Annotated in this window: 19 protein-coding genes; 12 read left to right on the plus strand and 7 right to left on the minus strand. The window is 45.2% G+C overall.

Annotation, left to right across the window (positions count from 1 at the left end; all coding sequences use genetic code 11):
• Nucleotides 1–37: 37 nt before the first annotated feature.
• Nucleotides 38–469, minus strand: coding sequence for a VOC family protein (locus LWP20_RS08355; RefSeq protein WP_242927669.1), 432 nt, complete (start codon nt 467–469; stop codon nt 38–40).
• A 167-nt stretch (nt 470–636) separates the two neighbouring features.
• Nucleotides 637–1,083, minus strand: a complete 447-nt coding sequence (locus LWP20_RS08360; protein WP_242927670.1) for a GNAT family N-acetyltransferase — start codon at nt 1,081–1,083, stop codon at nt 637–639.
• A gap of 170 nt (nt 1,084–1,253) precedes the next feature.
• On the opposite strand from LWP20_RS08360, the gene LWP20_RS08365 reads away from it, so the two are divergent.
• Together LWP20_RS08365 and rsgA are read left to right on the plus strand one after the other, a co-directional pair.
• Nucleotides 1,254–2,504, plus strand: a complete 1,251-nt coding sequence (locus LWP20_RS08365; protein ID WP_242927671.1) for a 3-deoxy-D-manno-octulosonic acid transferase — start codon at nt 1,254–1,256, stop codon at nt 2,502–2,504.
• Nucleotides 2,501–3,424 (plus strand): ribosome small subunit-dependent GTPase A, encoded by a 924-nt coding sequence (gene rsgA / locus LWP20_RS08370; RefSeq protein WP_242927672.1) that lies wholly within the window; start codon nt 2,501–2,503, stop codon nt 3,422–3,424. Before LWP20_RS08365 ends, rsgA begins: the two co-directional genes overlap by 4 nt.
• A 133-nt stretch (nt 3,425–3,557) precedes the next feature.
• Here rsgA and LWP20_RS08375 read toward each other — a convergent pair whose 3' ends face one another.
• On the minus strand, nt 3,558–4,187 hold the full coding sequence (locus LWP20_RS08375) for a fasciclin domain-containing protein (RefSeq protein WP_242927673.1): 630 nt from the start codon (nt 4,185–4,187) through the stop codon (nt 3,558–3,560).
• A gap of 202 nt (nt 4,188–4,389) precedes the next feature.
• Here LWP20_RS08375 and LWP20_RS08380 point away from each other — a divergent pair, with 202 nt between their 5' ends.
• The 5 genes from LWP20_RS08380 (at nt 4,390) to LWP20_RS08400 (ending at nt 8,745) form a co-directional block, all read left to right on the plus strand.
• On the plus strand, nt 4,390–4,848 hold the full coding sequence (locus LWP20_RS08380; protein WP_242927674.1) for a peptidylprolyl isomerase: 459 nt from the start codon (nt 4,390–4,392) through the stop codon (nt 4,846–4,848).
• A gap of 211 nt (nt 4,849–5,059) precedes the next feature.
• Nucleotides 5,060–5,794 carry a 5-oxoprolinase subunit PxpB gene (gene pxpB / locus LWP20_RS08385; RefSeq protein WP_242927675.1) on the plus strand — a complete coding sequence of 245 codons (735 nt, stop codon included), beginning with the start codon at nt 5,060–5,062 and terminating at the stop codon, nt 5,792–5,794.
• Complete coding sequence (locus tag LWP20_RS08390; protein ID WP_242927676.1) at nt 5,784–6,788, plus strand: 5-oxoprolinase subunit C family protein; 1,005 nt, start codon at nt 5,784–5,786, stop codon at nt 6,786–6,788. Before pxpB ends, LWP20_RS08390 begins: the two co-directional genes overlap by 11 nt.
• Nucleotides 6,752–7,558 carry a LamB/YcsF family protein gene (locus LWP20_RS08395; protein WP_242927677.1) on the plus strand — a complete coding sequence of 269 codons (807 nt, stop codon included), beginning with the start codon at nt 6,752–6,754 and terminating at the stop codon, nt 7,556–7,558. The genes LWP20_RS08390 and LWP20_RS08395 overlap by 37 nt, the downstream gene beginning before the upstream one ends.
• On the plus strand, nt 7,555–8,745 hold the full coding sequence (locus LWP20_RS08400; protein WP_242927678.1) for an NRAMP family divalent metal transporter: 1,191 nt from the start codon (nt 7,555–7,557) through the stop codon (nt 8,743–8,745). The genes LWP20_RS08395 and LWP20_RS08400 overlap by 4 nt, the downstream gene beginning before the upstream one ends.
• A 7-nt stretch (nt 8,746–8,752) precedes the next feature.
• On the opposite strand, the gene LWP20_RS08405 is transcribed toward LWP20_RS08400, so the two are convergent.
• The gene (locus LWP20_RS08405) at nt 8,753–9,481 is read right to left on the minus strand and encodes a hypothetical protein (RefSeq protein ID WP_242927679.1); all 729 of its coding nucleotides are present in this window, start codon (nt 9,479–9,481) and stop codon (nt 8,753–8,755) included.
• Nucleotides 9,482–9,660: 179 nt separating this feature from the next.
• Between LWP20_RS08405 and LWP20_RS08410 the strand changes: the two genes are divergently transcribed.
• The 4 genes from LWP20_RS08410 (at nt 9,661) to LWP20_RS08425 (ending at nt 11,708) form a co-directional block, all read left to right on the plus strand.
• A complete protein-coding gene (locus LWP20_RS08410) occupies nt 9,661–10,047 on the plus strand; it encodes a hypothetical protein (RefSeq protein WP_242927680.1) in 387 nt (128 codons plus the stop codon).
• 73 nt (nt 10,048–10,120) lie between these two features.
• Nucleotides 10,121–10,651, plus strand: coding sequence for a hypothetical protein (locus tag LWP20_RS08415; protein ID WP_242927681.1), 531 nt, complete (start codon nt 10,121–10,123; stop codon nt 10,649–10,651).
• Nucleotides 10,652–10,713: 62 nt separating this feature from the next.
• Nucleotides 10,714–11,238, plus strand: a complete 525-nt coding sequence (locus LWP20_RS08420; protein WP_242927682.1) for a GNAT family N-acetyltransferase — start codon at nt 10,714–10,716, stop codon at nt 11,236–11,238.
• A gap of 17 nt (nt 11,239–11,255) precedes the next feature.
• Nucleotides 11,256–11,708 (plus strand): GNAT family N-acetyltransferase, encoded by a 453-nt coding sequence (locus tag LWP20_RS08425; protein ID WP_242927683.1) that lies wholly within the window; start codon nt 11,256–11,258, stop codon nt 11,706–11,708.
• A 70-nt stretch (nt 11,709–11,778) separates the two neighbouring features.
• Here the strand turns inward: LWP20_RS08425 and LWP20_RS08430 are convergent, their stop codons facing one another.
• Nucleotides 11,779–13,299 (minus strand): sigma 54-interacting transcriptional regulator, encoded by a 1,521-nt coding sequence (locus tag LWP20_RS08430; protein ID WP_242927684.1) that lies wholly within the window; start codon nt 13,297–13,299, stop codon nt 11,779–11,781.
• Between the two features lie 140 nt (nt 13,300–13,439).
• Here LWP20_RS08430 and LWP20_RS08435 point away from each other — a divergent pair, with 140 nt between their 5' ends.
• Nucleotides 13,440–13,625, plus strand: a complete 186-nt coding sequence (locus LWP20_RS08435; protein ID WP_242927685.1) for a hypothetical protein — start codon at nt 13,440–13,442, stop codon at nt 13,623–13,625.
• A gap of 135 nt (nt 13,626–13,760) precedes the next feature.
• Here the strand turns inward: LWP20_RS08435 and LWP20_RS08440 are convergent, their stop codons facing one another.
• Together LWP20_RS08440 and LWP20_RS08445 are read right to left on the minus strand one after the other, a co-directional pair.
• Nucleotides 13,761–14,861 (minus strand): vWA domain-containing protein, encoded by a 1,101-nt coding sequence (locus LWP20_RS08440; protein ID WP_242927686.1) that lies wholly within the window; start codon nt 14,859–14,861, stop codon nt 13,761–13,763.
• Between the two features lie 202 nt (nt 14,862–15,063).
• Nucleotides 15,064–16,041, minus strand: a complete 978-nt coding sequence (locus LWP20_RS08445) for an acyl-ACP desaturase (protein ID WP_242927687.1) — start codon at nt 16,039–16,041, stop codon at nt 15,064–15,066.
• Between the last annotated feature and the right edge of the window lie 28 nt (nt 16,042–16,069).

The raw sequence follows: 16,069 nt of genomic DNA on the forward strand, positions 1-16,069 counted from the left end.
TTTTATTTTGTGTGTAAATGAATACGCTGTTTCCGGATTAGTGCTTTTGCTCGTAATCGTAGTTCACCATCCAGTTAATACCGAACTTATCGGTAAACATACCGAACAGCGCACCCCAGAAAGTTTTGTTCAAGGCCATAGTTATGTTACCACCAGCCGATAGTCCTTCGAAGAGTCGTTTTGCTTCTTCCTCGTTTTCAGCGTTAATAGATATTGAAAAGTTATTGCCTACTGTTGTTACCTGTCCAAATGCCTCAGATGAATCGCTACCCATTAGAACAGTTTCTTTGCTGATAGGCAGTGAAATGTGCATGATCTTGTTCGCTTCAGATTCCGGGATCGAGCGTTCGGAAGGCATGTCTTTAAAGCGCCCTACATACGGAAACTCGCCTCCAAAAACAGATTTGTAAAAATTGAATGCCTCTTCGCAGTTGCCGGCAAAGGTTAAATAAGGGTTAATAGCTGCCATTTTAATAAAGGTTATAGTTAGATTTTTAAATCAGTAAGGTTGTGGTTTGAAGTATAAAGTTTACGATTTTCAAATATAGAATATTTAAAATGTATCTCAATTGCTGCAACTTAAATTGGTCCTTATACTTTCAGGTATTGTAAAGATCTATCTTCTAACCTCAACAGCTATACTTCCCCGTCTCCTCTTTTCAACTCCATATGCAATATCGGGAAAGGCTTACCCATACTATCTAACTCCGAACGGCTTTTTATCTCAAAGCCCATGTGCTTGTAAAAATCCACAGCCTGCGTGTTCTGCTCGTTTACATCTACCAGCGTTGCATGCAGGTTATTTATAGCAAACTGTAACAGCATTTTGCCGATACCTGTGCCCCGTCTGTCCGGATGAATAAACAACATCTCGATCTTACCATCGGCTACCCCCAGGAAACCGGTTATGCTCCCGGCTTTATCGCGCTCACAATATAAATCTACAGCCTTCAGAAATTCATTTAGAATAAGCGGCTTGAAGTATAAAATATCTTCCTCTTTCAGAAAGTGATGCGTTGCTCTTACTGAGGCTTCCCATACTTCCACTATTTCGGGATAGTCGGCTGCGTGTGCTTTTTCCATAGCTTAAAAGTTGGTTAGAGCTCAGGTATTTTACAATCCTGCTCAAACAAATATAAGTGGCAGCGGTACATTATCCTTCTCCTGAAACTATACTGTGCTAAGCAAGTAGCAATACCTTATATTTGCAGCGCAGAAGGCTGTTTCTCCGGCCAAGTATAAAGAGTATAAATTTGAAGTTACTATACGATATTGGCTTAAAAGCCTACCAGGGTGCTATTGCATTGGCTGCTCCTTTTAACAAAAAAGCGAAGCTTATGCAAACAGGACGCGAACAGCAGTTTGAGCGTATGCAGCAGGCTTTTGCAGGCAATCAGGCACCGGTGGTTTGGTTTCATTGCGCATCGCTGGGTGAGTTTGAGCAGGGCCGGCCGGTAATGGAAGCTTTTCGCGAGACTTTCCCAAAGTATAAAATTATACTTACCTTCTTCTCCCCTTCCGGCTACGAGGTGCGCAAAAACTACGCAGGTGCAGACCTTATCTTTTACCTGCCACTCGACAGCGCCAGCAATGCCCGTACTTTCCTGAAAATAGTGCAGCCAAAACTGGCCGTGTTCGTGAAGTATGAGTTCTGGCATTACTATCTGCAGGAGCTGCACCAGCACGGGATTCCAGTGCTCTCCATATCGGCTATTTTCCGTGAAGGACAGGTTTTCTTTAAACCTTATGGTGGTTTTTACCGGAACATCCTGCAGCACTTCACTCACATTTATACTCAGAATAAAACATCGCTGGAGCTGCTTAAAAGTATAGGTATAACCCGTGCAAGTATAGCCGGCGACACCCGCTTCGACAGGGTGTTACAGACAGCTGCAAGTATAAAACCTATACCTTTGGTAGAAGCATTTACGGCAGGCCAGGAAGTATTTATGGTTGGCAGCAGCTGGCCTGCAGATATGAAGGTGTTGTTGCCGCTCATCCAGAAGTATAAACCAGATATAAAATTCATTATCGCGCCACACGAGATACACGAAAGCGGTATTAATACCATGCTCCAGCAGATAGGCGAAGGCGCTATCCGTTTCTCTGAAGCCAAAGCAGCTGATGTAGCAAAGTATAGAGTGCTGATAATTGATAACATTGGCATGCTCTCGGCGCTGTACAGTTATGGCACTTATGCTTACATTGGCGGTGCTTTTGGCAAAGGTTTGCATAACACGCTGGAGGCAGCTGTGTTTGGTTTGCCATTATTCTTCGGACCAAAGTATGGCAAGTTTCAGGAGGCAATGGAGCTAGTGGAGTTGGGTTGTGCATTTCCGGTACAAACATCGGAAGAGCTTTTAGAGAAGTTTGAGCAGGTACACGAGCACAAAACAGAACACCAACGTATAACCGACACCGAAAAACAATACGTAAAACAGCAGGCAGGCGCTACTGCGCAAATTATGTCTGATATTACACAGTTGCTTAAACAAAACGCATGAAAGGAGTTGTAGTAAAATCTACGGGGTCGTGGTACCTGGTTCGCGATGAAAAAGGACAATTGCACCGCGCCCGCCTGCGTGGCAAATTCAAGCTGAAAGGCCTGAAGGTGAGCAACCCGCTGGCTGTTGGCGACCGTGTAGAGTTTGATGTAGAAACTACCGGCGAAGACACCGCCGTAATTCATAAAATAGAAGACCGCGAGAACTATATCATCCGCCAGAGCACGCATAAATCAGCACACGCCCACATTATCGCAGCCAACCTTGACCAGGCACTGCTTATAGTTACGCTGGTATCGCCGCGCACTTCGTTTGGGTTTATAGACCGATTTCTGGTAACTGCCGAGGCCTACGATATTCCAACTGTACTTGTCTTCAATAAAACCGATTTGTACGATGATGACATCCGCGAATACCAGCGCCAGATAAGTTACATGTATGAGCAGATCGGGTATAAAAGTCTGGCTGTTTCGGCACAGAATAATGAAGGTATAGAAAGTATAAATGCGCTGCTGCACGGTAAAACCACGCTCCTGTCAGGGCACTCGGGTGTTGGCAAATCATCGCTCATCAACCTTATTGTTCCTGATCTGGATTTGAAGACTTCCGAGATCTCTAACTTTTCCGACAAAGGCGTGCACACCACCACATTTGCCGAAATGTTTGAAATTGATCCCGAAACGTTCGTGATTGATACGCCAGGTATAAAGGAACTGGGCATTGTGGATATTCCTAAAAACCAGTTGGGGCATTATTTCCCGGAGATGCGCCAGCTTATGAACAAATGCCGTTTTAATAACTGCACACACTTTAACGAGCCTGGCTGCGCTGTAATACAAGCCGTGCGCAACAGCGAAATTTCACTGAGCCGCTACGAAAGTTACCTGAGCATGCTGCACGGCGATGATAACCGGAAGTAAAGAGTAAATTCAAATACTCAACTATCATCCGGTTTCAGGAAAAATGACTTTATATAAAAGCAAAACAGCCTCAGCTTATACTTTAAGCTGAGGCTGTTTTGCTTTAAGTTGTTCAGTTTAAAAATTCCTGATTCTACAACAAATCCTTTTCTTCCGGCATCAGCACTTTGTCCACCACATGAATTACACCGTTGCTGCTAATGCCATCTGCGGCTTCCACAGAGGCGCCATTTATCATGATCTTACCTTCGCGGTTGCTAACCTCCAGCTGTTTGCCGCCGGCAGTTTTAAGTATCGTTCCGTTTTTCAGGTCTGCAGAGCTTAGCTTCCCGGCTACTACGTGGTTGTTAAGTATTTCGGTCAGGCGCTGCTTGTTTTCAGGTTTCATCAGGTCTTCAATGGCACCGCCTGGTAAGTTTTCAAATGCCTCTTCGGTTGGGGCAAATAAAGTATAAGGCCCCGAAGCATTAAGCGTTTCAACCAGGCCAGATTTGTTGAGCAAAGCGCCCAACGTAGCAAGTTTTTCGCCTGCTGTTATATTCTGAATAATGTTACGTGAGGGCGTCATTACCGTACCCCCCACATTGGAACTGGGAACTTCAGCTTTTTCGCTGGTTCTAGATTCCGTCTGAGTCGCATCCAGGTTTGCGCTTTTGTTTATACTTTCTTCTGATGTCGGGCTCTCACGGCGCGTATCGCAACTGGTTAAAGCAACGCTTAGCAGCAGCAGCATTCCCAGTGCTTTTTCTATTATTTTATTCATAAGTTCAGTGTTAAGCTGGCAGATTAATGGGCAATCGCCAAATTCTATACTTGGTTTTAAGTCTTAATTGTTTTGATTTCAGCGTGTCAGGCACACTGCATACGCATCTGTTCAGATACAAAAGACCTTATATAGGCCTCTTAAACTATAAATTACGTACTTTTGTTTATGATTATGTTTCACAGTAATTAGTATAAAAAGAATGAAGACAGCAGAAATCCATACCGGCAAAGGCGTAATGAAAGTTGAGTTTTACGAAAAAGACGCTCCTAACACTGTTCAGAACTTTGTAGACCTTGCCAAAAAAGGCTATTACGACGGACTTACTTTTCACCGTGTTATTCCTGATTTCGTAATTCAGGGTGGTTGCCCTAACAGCCGCGAAGGCGCTAAAGGTGTACCAGGTACAGGTGGCCCGGGCTATAAAATTGATTGCGAACTGACTGGCGATAACCAGTTCCACGATCGTGGTGTGCTTTCTATGGCGCATGCTGGCCGCAACACAGGTGGCTCGCAGTTCTTTATCTGCCACAGCCGCAAAAACACCGCACACTTAGACCGTAACCATACTTGCTTTGGCAAAGTGGTGGAAGGCCTGGATGTGATCGATCAGATCAAAGCCAACGATAAGATCGAGAAAATTGTAGTGAACGAGGAATAATCCTCCTGCATCATACTTCAGAAAGGCTGCCTGTTCGGGCAGCCTTTTTTATTTTGAGCTGTAACTGGTAAACACCAGATTTGTAAACAATCATTCCCTGAAGTATAAATCAGCCGGATAAATTCGCCAACATCTTACTTTTTCGTTATCTTAAAACATAAATCGTAAACAACTTACCACCCAACGTATAAAACCTGAGAGCTCCCCGGACATGAAACAAAAGGACATGCGCTTTTTACAGTTCTATCCGCTTGGAGACTCAGCTATTGTACTTCAGTTTGGCGCTATTATCAGCCCCGAAATTCACCATAAAGTCAGGGCATTTGCCAACTACCTGCAGAAGCACCCGTTCCCGGGCCTGGTTGAGTTTGTGCCTGCCTTTACAACGGTTACTGTTTACTATAATCCCTGGCTGGTAAGCGAAAAAGGCAACGTTGACCCTTACGAGAAAGTGCTGGGCATTATGAAGAGCATGCTCATCAAAACAAAAGAAAACACGGAAACCTATAAAGCTGATACCATAAAAATACCCGTGTGCTATGGCGGCAGTTTTGGACCCGATCTGGAGTTTGTAGCTGCCTACACCAAACTCACCCCCGAGAAAGTAATTTATTACCATAGCAAGGTTACTTACCTGGTTTACATGATTGGCTTTGCACCGGGTTTCCCATACCTGGGAGGCATGAACAAAAAAATTGCCGCTCCCCGGAAAGAAACGCCAAGGTCCGTTATACCTGCAGGCTCCGTAGGCATTGCCGGCAACCAGACGGGTATTTATTCTATCGAAACGCCCGGTGGCTGGCAGCTTATTGGCCGCACACCTATCTCGGTTTTTAATCCGCAACAGGAAAACCCAAGTTTACTACGAGCCGGCGACACCATCCGGTTTATACCTATTACAGAGCAGGAATACAACCTCAGAAAGGAGCAGCAACATGCCTCTTGAGATCCTGAAACCCGGCCTGCTTTCTACCATTCAGGACTTGGGCCGCTACGGTTATCAGAAAGATGGCATTATCGTTAGCGGCGCCATGGATGTCGTGGCGCACCGGATAGCCAATATACTTGTGGGTAGCCCTGAAGATGCAGCAACTATAGAAGCAACCCTTATCGGGCCAACCCTACGCTTTACTACCCCTGCGCTCATCGCCATTACAGGCGGTAATCTATCGCCGGAAATAAACGGGGAAGCGATGGGTATGTGGCGGCCCGTGTATGCAGCAGCAGGAAGTATACTCTCGTTTCAAAAGCCTGTTACAGGTTGCCGTACTTACGTGGCCGTTGCAGGAGGCTTCGCAATACCTGAAGTGCTCAAAAGCCAGTCTACTTACCTTAGGGCCGGGCTTGGTGGGTACCAGGGCAGGGCGCTGCAAACCGGCGACCTTATACCTCTAAATGAACCTGCAGATACTATACCCGAAGAGCTTAAACTACAGCAAAATCATACTTCATTTACCCAAACTACCTGGGCACTGGCTCCGCAGCTTTATTACACTTCCGAAGAGCAGCCAACTATACGTGCAGTGCACGGGCCAGAGTATGATCTGTTCTCGGAAACAAGTAAAACGGATATCTGGGAAAAGGAATTCCAGGTAACGATGCAGTCAGATAGAATGGGTTACCGTTTGAGCGGCGCGACTTTAGCCTTGTCAGAGCCTGCAGAGCTTATTTCGAGTGCTGTAACTTTTGGTACCATACAGGTTCCCGCCGAGGGCAACCCGATTATATTGATGGCAGACCACCAGACCACCGGAGGTTATCCGCGCATTGCGCAGGTTATAACAGCCGACCTCCCGAAACTGGCACAGGTACAACCGGGCAAAATAATACGCTTTCAGGAAGTAACCCTGGAGCAGGCACAACAGCTGTATATTCAGCAGGAACTCAACATCCAGAAAATTAAATGGGCAGTACACAACAAAACGCACCACACCAGCTAAGCAATAGCTTTTCAGTAGACCTTAACTGCGATATGGGCGAAAGCTTTGGTGCTTATACTATCGGTAACGACGAAGCTATTTTACCTTTTGTAACTTCGGCTAACATTGCCTGCGGTTTCCATGGCGGCGATCCTGCTGTCATGAAAAAAACAGTACTGCTTGCGCTGCAACACAAAGTAGCCATTGGCGCCCACCCAGGCCTGCCCGACCTGGCTGGTTTTGGCCGCCGCGAAATGGCAATTACGCCGGAAGAAGCATATGATATGGTGGTGTACCAGGTTGGTGCTTTACTGGCTTTTGTGAAGGCCGAAGGTGGCAAGCTGCATCATGTTAAACCTCATGGAGCACTTTATAACATGGCTGCTGTTAATAATGCCCTGGCCGAAGCCATTGCGGAAGCTGTTTATAAAGTATACCCCGAAGCTGTTTTGTATGGCCTGGCCGGAAGTGAACTGATTAACGCAGGACATAAAATCGGTTTAGCCACAGCCAATGAAGTCTTTGCAGACCGAACTTATCAGCAGAACGGCACTCTTACCTCCAGGCGTTTACCCGATGCACTTATTACAGATCATGATAAGGCAGTACAACAGGTAATACGCATGGTAAAAGAAGGGAAAGTACTTTCGCAGCAAGGCGTTGATATTGCCATAAAAGCAGATACGGTATGCATACACGGCGACGGGCCTCACGCACTTTCTTTTGCCACTCGCATAAGGGAAGCGCTATTGAATGAAGGTATAACCCTGGAGGCTACAACGGGCAAATGAAGCAGAAGAAAAACTGGAGCGTGCTATTAGGCGCTGCTTTCCTGATGGCTACCTCAGCTGTTGGCCCCGGCTTCCTGACCCAAACTACAGTATTTACACAATCGTTGCTGGCTAGTTTCGGCTTTGTTATACTTACCTCCATTATTATAGATATTGGCGTGCAGCTGAATGTGTGGCGCGTAATTGCGGTGTCGGAGAAGCGGGCGCAGGATATTGCCAATGCTGTTTTACCGGGGCTTGGTTTATTTATAGCTATACTTATTGTGCTGGGCGGGCTGGCTTTTAATATTGGCAACGTGGGCGGAGCCGGGCTTGGTTTTAATGTGCTGTTTGGCATATCTGCCGAGGCAGGCGCTATACTTGCAGCTGCCATGTCTGTAGGGGTGTTCCTGGTAAAAGAGGCCGGTAAAGCTATGGATAGATTTGCCCAGGTTATGGGCCTGCTCATGATCCTGCTTATTGTGTATGTGGCGGTTACTTCAAATCCTCCTGTTGGCGAAGCGGTAGTAAAAACTTTTGCTCCTGATAAAATAGATTTTATTGCCATTATTACCCTGGTTGGCGGTACAGTAGGCGGCTATATTACTTTTGCCGGTGGCCACCGTTTGCTCGATGCAGGTATAAAAGGCCGCGATGCGTTGCCGGAAGTAACTACAAGTGCCGTGTCGGGTATTACTATTGCATCTGTTATTCGCGTTTTCCTCTTCCTGGCTGCGTTGGGCGTTATCAGCAAAGGGCTTGCAATAGATCCGGCTAACCCGCCTGCTTCTGTTTTTCAGCAGGCTGTTGGTGCGGTTGGGTATAAACTCTTTGGCATTGTGATGCTGTCTGCTGCTATTACGTCGGTTATCGGGTCGGCTTATACTTCGGTATCCTTCATAAAATCATTTAACAGAAGTATAGCTCGTTATGAAAACTGGGTGATCATCGCTTTTATCACGCTTTCAACCATCATATTTGTTACCATTGGCAAACCCGTGAAGCTGCTTGTGCTGGCCGGTGCATTAAACGGCCTTATATTGCCTGTTACGCTCGGCACTATACTTATAGCTGCCCATAAAAAGAAAATCATCGGAAATTATAAACACCCGCTGTGGCTAACGATCTTTGGGTTTATAGTTGTGCTGGTAATGGCCTGGCTGGGCGGTTATACTTTAATAAACCAGTTGCCTACTTTGTTTGAGTAAGTATAAACTACAGTGCCAGCAAAAGTATGGCGTATAATCCTGCACCCACCACAAAGGCCCAATAGCGGCTTTCGCGGTCTTCTGGTAATTCTTCTTTTAGCACGTTCAGTATAATGCCGCCTCCTACAAAAGCCATCACAAGTACAATAAGCGTTTCGCTGAGCTCCACTACAAAACCGGTACCCCAGCCCAGCAGCAATGCTATTACCAGTATCCAACGGCCTACTTTTAAGTAGCTTTTGTGGTGGTGCTCCTGCAGGCCGAAATCGTTAACTATAAAGTGCAGCGCCATGGCCACAGAGAAAAGCAACATGCCCTGCAACTCGCCCTCTTCGCGCTGAAAAAGTATATACCCGATTAAGGCATTGTAAATAGCAAACGACCCGATATGTACCCAGAAAATGCCGCTATGCGTTACCATTTGCTCCTCGTTTTTCTGTCGCCTGCGCTCCGTTACAACTGCCCGCTCTAAACCATAAAATATAGCCAGGCCTAACAATGCCATCAGGTATACATGGTGCTTCAGAAAATCTTCTGCCCAGTTTGTTTTCTCTACATGCGCCTGCCCTGCGCCCAGCTCCGGAAACAAATGCAGAAACACATACGCCACCGAAACGCCACCAGCCGCCGACAGCCAGATGCTACGTGGCACGCCACCTAAAAAGCGAAGCCTGCTTCCTAAAAGATGTATAACTCCAAGCGCCAGTATTGGCCACACAGATATATGTTGCTCCATAAGTATAGGCTACCGAAATATAGCAACTTGAGTTATCCGGCAGGTATAATTTTGTGAGTTTATACTTTGAAGTAGCAACTATACTTATTTCTGAACAAATGGTTTATTGCAGATTTTGACAGATAAGCGTATGTTTATGTGTGCTATACAATAGTTGGGCAGAATTTGAATTAAGGAAAATGGTAAAGTCCCAATTCATAAAGGATATTCTCACTTTGCTTCTTGATGGCGATAAAGAAGGAGTTGAAGCAAAGAAACAAATTGACTTTTTAACAGAAAGTAAAATCGATTATACAGGTGTTGGAGTGTTTATTTCATTTAAATATGAGAAAGGAATTGAAAAATTTAAAGCAACAAAAAGCGATTTAATTCTAAACGGAGTGACAATCAAATCACCTATCTTGAAAAGAGGTGCTGATACAACTTTATTCTTTAAGGACGGGCTTATTGACAACCTAGAAATATGGTCATTTGATGGAGAATATCCTCAAAAGGAATTGAATGAATACGAACTAAAACAGGAATGGGAAGGCTCCCCAAGACGAGATATCAAAAAGAAAAACTAAAAAAACCTTTGCACAACAAAAGTTATAGTGCATAAACGCACCATAGCCTAACCGTTATAGGTAAACTAAAAGTATGAAAACAATATTATTGACAGGTCTTTTATGTTTTGCCTTTGGAATAGTAAGTCAAACTCTAATAATTGGCAATTTCATATATTTTGTTCCCGTTCTCTTCTCGTTAGGTGTAAGCATTGGCAATTACAATAAATTTAGAATTAACAGATTAAAAGGGTTGATTCTAAACGCTATTTTTTCCTTGGCTATATTTTTTCTCGCGATTCTCTTCGGGTTAGGAATCTCATATGTGATAGGCTTCGTCGCAATTCTTGTTTCAGGTGTCGTAGCAGCTTTAGGGCTATTCTTACTGAACAGCCTGATATTTAAAGTTGAAAGAAAAGGATTGGGGCTAATAGTTATACTTGCTTCTAGCATAATATTTTTGCTGATGTTACAAGGAATAAGAATGCTTTATAAAAACGAAAGTTATCTTCTAAATGAAGCTCAGCTATATGTGTTAATTTGGATGACGCTTATAGGTATAGGGTTCGGAATAGCATTGAATTTGAAAGAAGTAAGCCATCCCACAAAAAAACCCATAAGTTAGCTACGTTACCTTTAGAACTGTTACCCACAACTTACCTCAGCAGAACTTCAGTAAACCAACCAATGACCACCCAAGCATACACAATCAGAAATGCTAATCCTACCGAGCATGAGGAAATAGGCAAGTTAATGGTGCGGGTTTACTCACAGCTGGATGGTTTTCCGAAGGAGACTGAGCAGCCGGCTTATTATTCTATGCTGGCTAATGTTGGTGATTTTACACAAAAGCCCGGTACAGAAATTTTAGTCGCTGTTTCGCCTGCAGGCAACATAGCGGGAGCAGTTGTTTTCTTCAGCGATATGCAATACTATGGCTCTGGCGGAACAGCCACGCAGGAAAAGAATGCCGCTGGCTTCAGGTTACTGGCTGTTGATCCTGCTGCCAGAGGCTTAGGTATAGGCAAACTGTTAACAAATGCCTGCATACAGAAAGCAAAAGAAAAAGAACTTTCTCAGGTCATAATCCATACCACAAAGGCCATGCAGCAAGCCTGGAAAATGTATGAGAGCCTTGGCTTTAAAAGGTTTGAGGAGCTGGACTTTATGCAAGGCGAGCTTCCGGTTTTCGGATTCAGATTATACCTTTAACCTGAAGTATAAACACCATGATACAGCTGATCAGAACTGATTCTGAAAACCCGGACTTCCGGCACCTTGTCGTTTTCCTTGACCAGGAACTTAAAGTTAGAGACGGAGAAGAGCACGCCTTTTATGATCAGTTCAACAAAATTGATAAGATCCGGAACGTGGTGGTAGCTTACCAGAATAACGAACCTGTAGGCTGCGGCGCTTTCAAAGAATATGAGAAAGGGGTTGCTGAGATTAAAAGGATGTTTGTTTATACTTCGGTACGCGGCCAGGGAATTGCAAAAAGCATTTTAACAGAATTGGAGCATTGGGCTAAAGAACTGGGTTATGAAAAGTGCCTGCTGGAAACCGGTAAAAAGCAACCCGAAGCTATAGCCCTGTACCAGAAATCAGGTTATACTTTAATACCTAACTACGGGCAATATGCCGGTGTAGAAAACAGCGTTTGCATGCAGAAATATCTGCTCTGACTGCTTATAAAGTATAAAGGCAGAAACATGGGTTTCTGCCTTTATACTTTCAGGTTACTTATACTTTCTGTTAATAATCTTCGTCTTCTTCCTCGCCAAAGTTTGGCATGGTAAACATACCGCTAAGTATGTCTTTAAACTGAAGCCCGGTGCTGAGGCGGTTTTTACTAATTTGGCTGTGCTCGGCAAGGCCATGCAGGGCAAACTCCATCAGGAAAAGCTTTTCTTTTGCGTCAACTTTTGGCTGGTGTTTCTCTACCAGATCCTCCAGTCCGGGTATGTTCTGCAATGCTTTTTTATACTTGGCAGCATCGGCATCATTCAGAATATCAACTGTATTGCCATCTCCAAACCAATCGGTTATACTTTTATAGGGGTTAGCAACGGCCTTGTTTTTCTTGGCCTTGTCAGGGTCAGGGAAGTATTTCAGGAATTGCGTCCGAATGGCCTTGCCCATCAGTACCTGCGCCACATGGCCGGCCCCCTCCTGCTCGCCCTCGTACACCAGCTCTACCTTACCAGTTACAGAAGGTATGGTGTTCAGGAAATCAGATACCCGGATATAAGTCGATTTTTCGCCATTCAGCAAAGCGCGGCGCTCGGCAGCACTCAGTAAATTTTCGAAAGCAGAAATAGTTAAACGTGCCGAAACACCGCTTTTAGGATCTACATACTCACTTTCACGGGCTTCAAAAGCAACCTGTTCAATCAGGTCGCTGATGATCTCGTTTGTTTGTACAATCTTGCTCTGCTCCTCTTTTACATGCGCTTCCTGCAAAGTAATTTTCTTACCGGTTTCAATAGTTTTTGGATAGTGCGTGATGATCTGGGAATCAATACGGTCTTTAAGCGGCGTTACAATAGAGCCACGGTTGGTATAATCTTCGGGGTTGGCCGTGAACACAAACTGGATATCCAAAGGCAAACGTACTTTAAAGCCACGTATCTGTATATCGCCTTCCTGCAGAATATTGAACAGTGCTACCTGTATGCGCGCCTGCAGATCGGGCAGCTCGTTTATCACAAAAATGCCACGGTGCGAGCGCGGAATCAAGCCAAAATGGATAACGCGTTCATCAGAGTATGGCAACTTCATGGTGGCAGCCTTTATCGGGTCGGCATCGCCAATAAGGTCAGCAACGGATACATCGGGTGTAGCCAGCTTTTCGGTGTAGCGATCTGAGCGGTGCAGCCAGCTGATGGGTGTATCGTCGCCATGCTCGTGCACCAGGTCTTTGGCGTAGCGCGAGAGTGGTTGCAGCGGGTCGTCGTTCAGTTCTGAGCCCTGCACTACCGGTATATACTCGTCCAGCAAGTCTATCATCTGGCGGGCAATACGTGTTTTGGCCTGCCCGCGCAAACCCAGCAGGTTAATGTGGTGCATCGAAAGTATAGCCCGTTGCATATCCGGAATTACCGTTTCTTCATAGCCCCAAATGCCCGGAAAAACCTCCTCCTTGTTCTGCAGTTTTTTGATCAGGTTATGTCTCAATTCCTGCTTTACCGTCTGCGGCTCGTAACCGGCCGCTTTAAGTTGGCCCAGTGTCTTTATCTTCAGTAAATTCTCTGCTGGAATGTCTTTATATTGCATGTTTTCAGTTATCAGTGAACAGTTATCAGTAACCTTTTCATAGGGCTACCAAGCAACGATTGCATTTATACCTATCGTTTGCTGTTTAATTTTTCTCCTAGTTAAATCATATGGAGCATTTTAATCTTATATTTATCCATATGAAAAAGCCTTCTCTTTATACTTCGTTAATAATTCTTTCATTTCTTATTGCTGTTGGTACGCTTATCTTAAGAATTTCTCATGAGATCAGCTCTACCTTGTCGCAACTGCTGTTTGCCCTGGCGCTTTTGCTTCAGTTTATAGCAAGACGCTTTAAGGTTAAAAACGAAGATCAGAACGCATAATCAATAACTTGCTGCCTTATATCATTTGCTCTTTGGATTTCCTGATCCAAACAAACCATAATCATAAGACCTACAACTATTTACAACTCCACACTCTCAAAAACCCGCGGGATGCTGTGAGGTTTTATCAGTACATCAGAAGCTCTTTTTACGGTTCTGCCCGTAATCCCGGAACACTAAATGGCCTAAACCTTTCAGGCTGCTATAGTAGGCTTGTCCGTTATTTACCTTCGTGAACTCATCTACGAATTGCTGCAGGTATGGGTCTGTGGCAATCATAAAGGTGGTGATCGGAATTTTAAGCCGACGACACTGTGCAGCCAGGTTAAGGGTTTTGTTTACTACCTTCCTATCCAGGCCAAAGCTGTTTTTATAGTAACGAAGCCCCTCTTTCAGGCAGGTTGGTTTGCCATCGGTAATCATAAAGATCTGCTTGTTCGGCGTTTTGCGTTTTCGCAGGATATCCATGGCAAGTTCAAGCCCGGCAACCGTATTGGTATGGTAAGGACCTACTTCCAGGTATGGTAAGTCTTTTATCTCGATCTGCCAGGCATCGTTACCAAACACAATCACATCCAGGGTATCTTTTGGGTACTTCTGTTTCACAAGCTCGGCAAGCGCCATGGCTACTTTTTTGGCTGGGGTAATGCGGTCTTCGCCATACAGGATCATGGAATGCGAAATATCAATCATCAGCACCGTAGACGATTGCGTTTTGTGCTCTGTTTCGGTTACTTCCAGGTCCTGCTCCGTAAGCCGCAGGTCGCCGATGCCATGATTAATCTGGGCATTCCGGATAGAGTCTGTCATGGATATCTGTTCCAGCGCATCGCCGAAGCGGTATTCGCGCTGGTCGGTACTGGCTTCGTCGCCGGTGCCGGTATGCGGCGTGGCGTGGTTGCCCCTGCCGCCTTTCTTCAACTTCCCGAAAATCTCTTCCAAAGCACTTCGCCTGATGCCCTGCTCGCTTTTAGCGGTGAGCGAAAAAGCGCCACGCTCCTGAGGGTTTTCATCCAGGTAGCCTTTCTTTTTCAGGTCTTCTATAAAATCTCCTATACCATACTCGTCTGAGGTAAGGTTGTATTGTTTATCCAGAGAGCTAAGCCAGGCAAGCGCCTCAGCCACATCGCCGGAACTTATGGTTACCAACTGCAGAAAGATCTTGAGCAATGTTTCAAAGCTGGGCTTATCGTCCTGCGGCGGCACATATTCTGTAAATCGGAATCCTATAGCCATACTTTTGTAATTTATACTTTAACAACGTTGCAACACCTTATGTTCGTGCAGCGGTAAATAACCTTCCCTGTGTTTACGGCAACGGGCTATACTTTATACTTGCTTCAGAAAATTTATACCTACCAAAGCTGAAAAGTGCCGGTAAAAACAAAAGGCCTGAATTGCTTCAGGCCTTTTGTTTTATGGTTATAACGCTGCTTGCTTAGGCAATCCAGCGGAATTTGTATTCTAAAGATGGAGCTTTCATGCGGCTGGCCACACGCTTTAAGCGATCCGGCAGGGCAACTACATAATCGCGGGCACGCTCTCCGGCATCGTTCAGGCCGGTAAGTGCTTCAATTTTCCACTCCTGTATAAGGCCTTCCAGAATATCGGTGTAATCGTTGGCGGTATATACATTTATGCGTTGTGCGGCATCGGTAAAATGGCCGAAAGTTTTGCCCAGTTCCACACCCATTTCGCGCATATAGTGAGCCGGCATAACGATCTTTTTACGCATCATGTCTTCAAATGCCAGCATCATCTCGTTCGGGTCTGCTTCAAATATTTTGCTTACAAACGATTTATAGGCTTTCGCGTGGCGGGCCTCATCTGCAGCAACGTGGCCGCAAAGTTTAGCCAGCAGGTTATCGCCTTGTTTTTTAGCGATCTGGGCTACACGTCTGTGCGAAATATTAGTTGCCGTTTCCTGGAAAGAAGTATAAACAAACGCACGATACGGGTCATTATCTGTCTGAAGGTCAAAACCATCGGCGATCAGGTATTGCGTAGAAGCTTCCATCTCGCGCATGTTAATGCGGCCCGATAAGTAAAGATAGCGGTTCAGCACATCGCCATGGCGGTTTTCTTCGGCAGTCCAGCTGCGCACCCATTTCATCCACGGGTTATGTTCGTTTTGCGGCAGGCCTTCAATGCTCATCAGCCAGCTTTCGTATGTTGGCAGTGCCTCCTCAGTAATGGTATCACCTACCAGTACGGCAAGCAGGTCGTAAGAAAGGTCGCGGGCGCGCTCACGCAGTTGTTTTACTTCATCAAAAAAGTTATCCAGTGTCGAATCAGGCAAAAGGTCTGCAGGCTGCCAGCTCTCTTCAACAGTTTTAAGAAACTCGGAGTATTTTTCGCTCACAAAGTCTTCCATCCATCTTATAACTTCACTTCGGGAGGCAACTGTTGTAATCATGTCGGTTGTTATAGTTTAAAATTCAAAT

Origin of the sequence: Pontibacter vulgaris (assembly GCF_022758145.1) — a bacterium.
Classification (GTDB): Bacteria; Bacteroidota; Bacteroidia; order Cytophagales; family Hymenobacteraceae; genus Pontibacter; species Pontibacter vulgaris.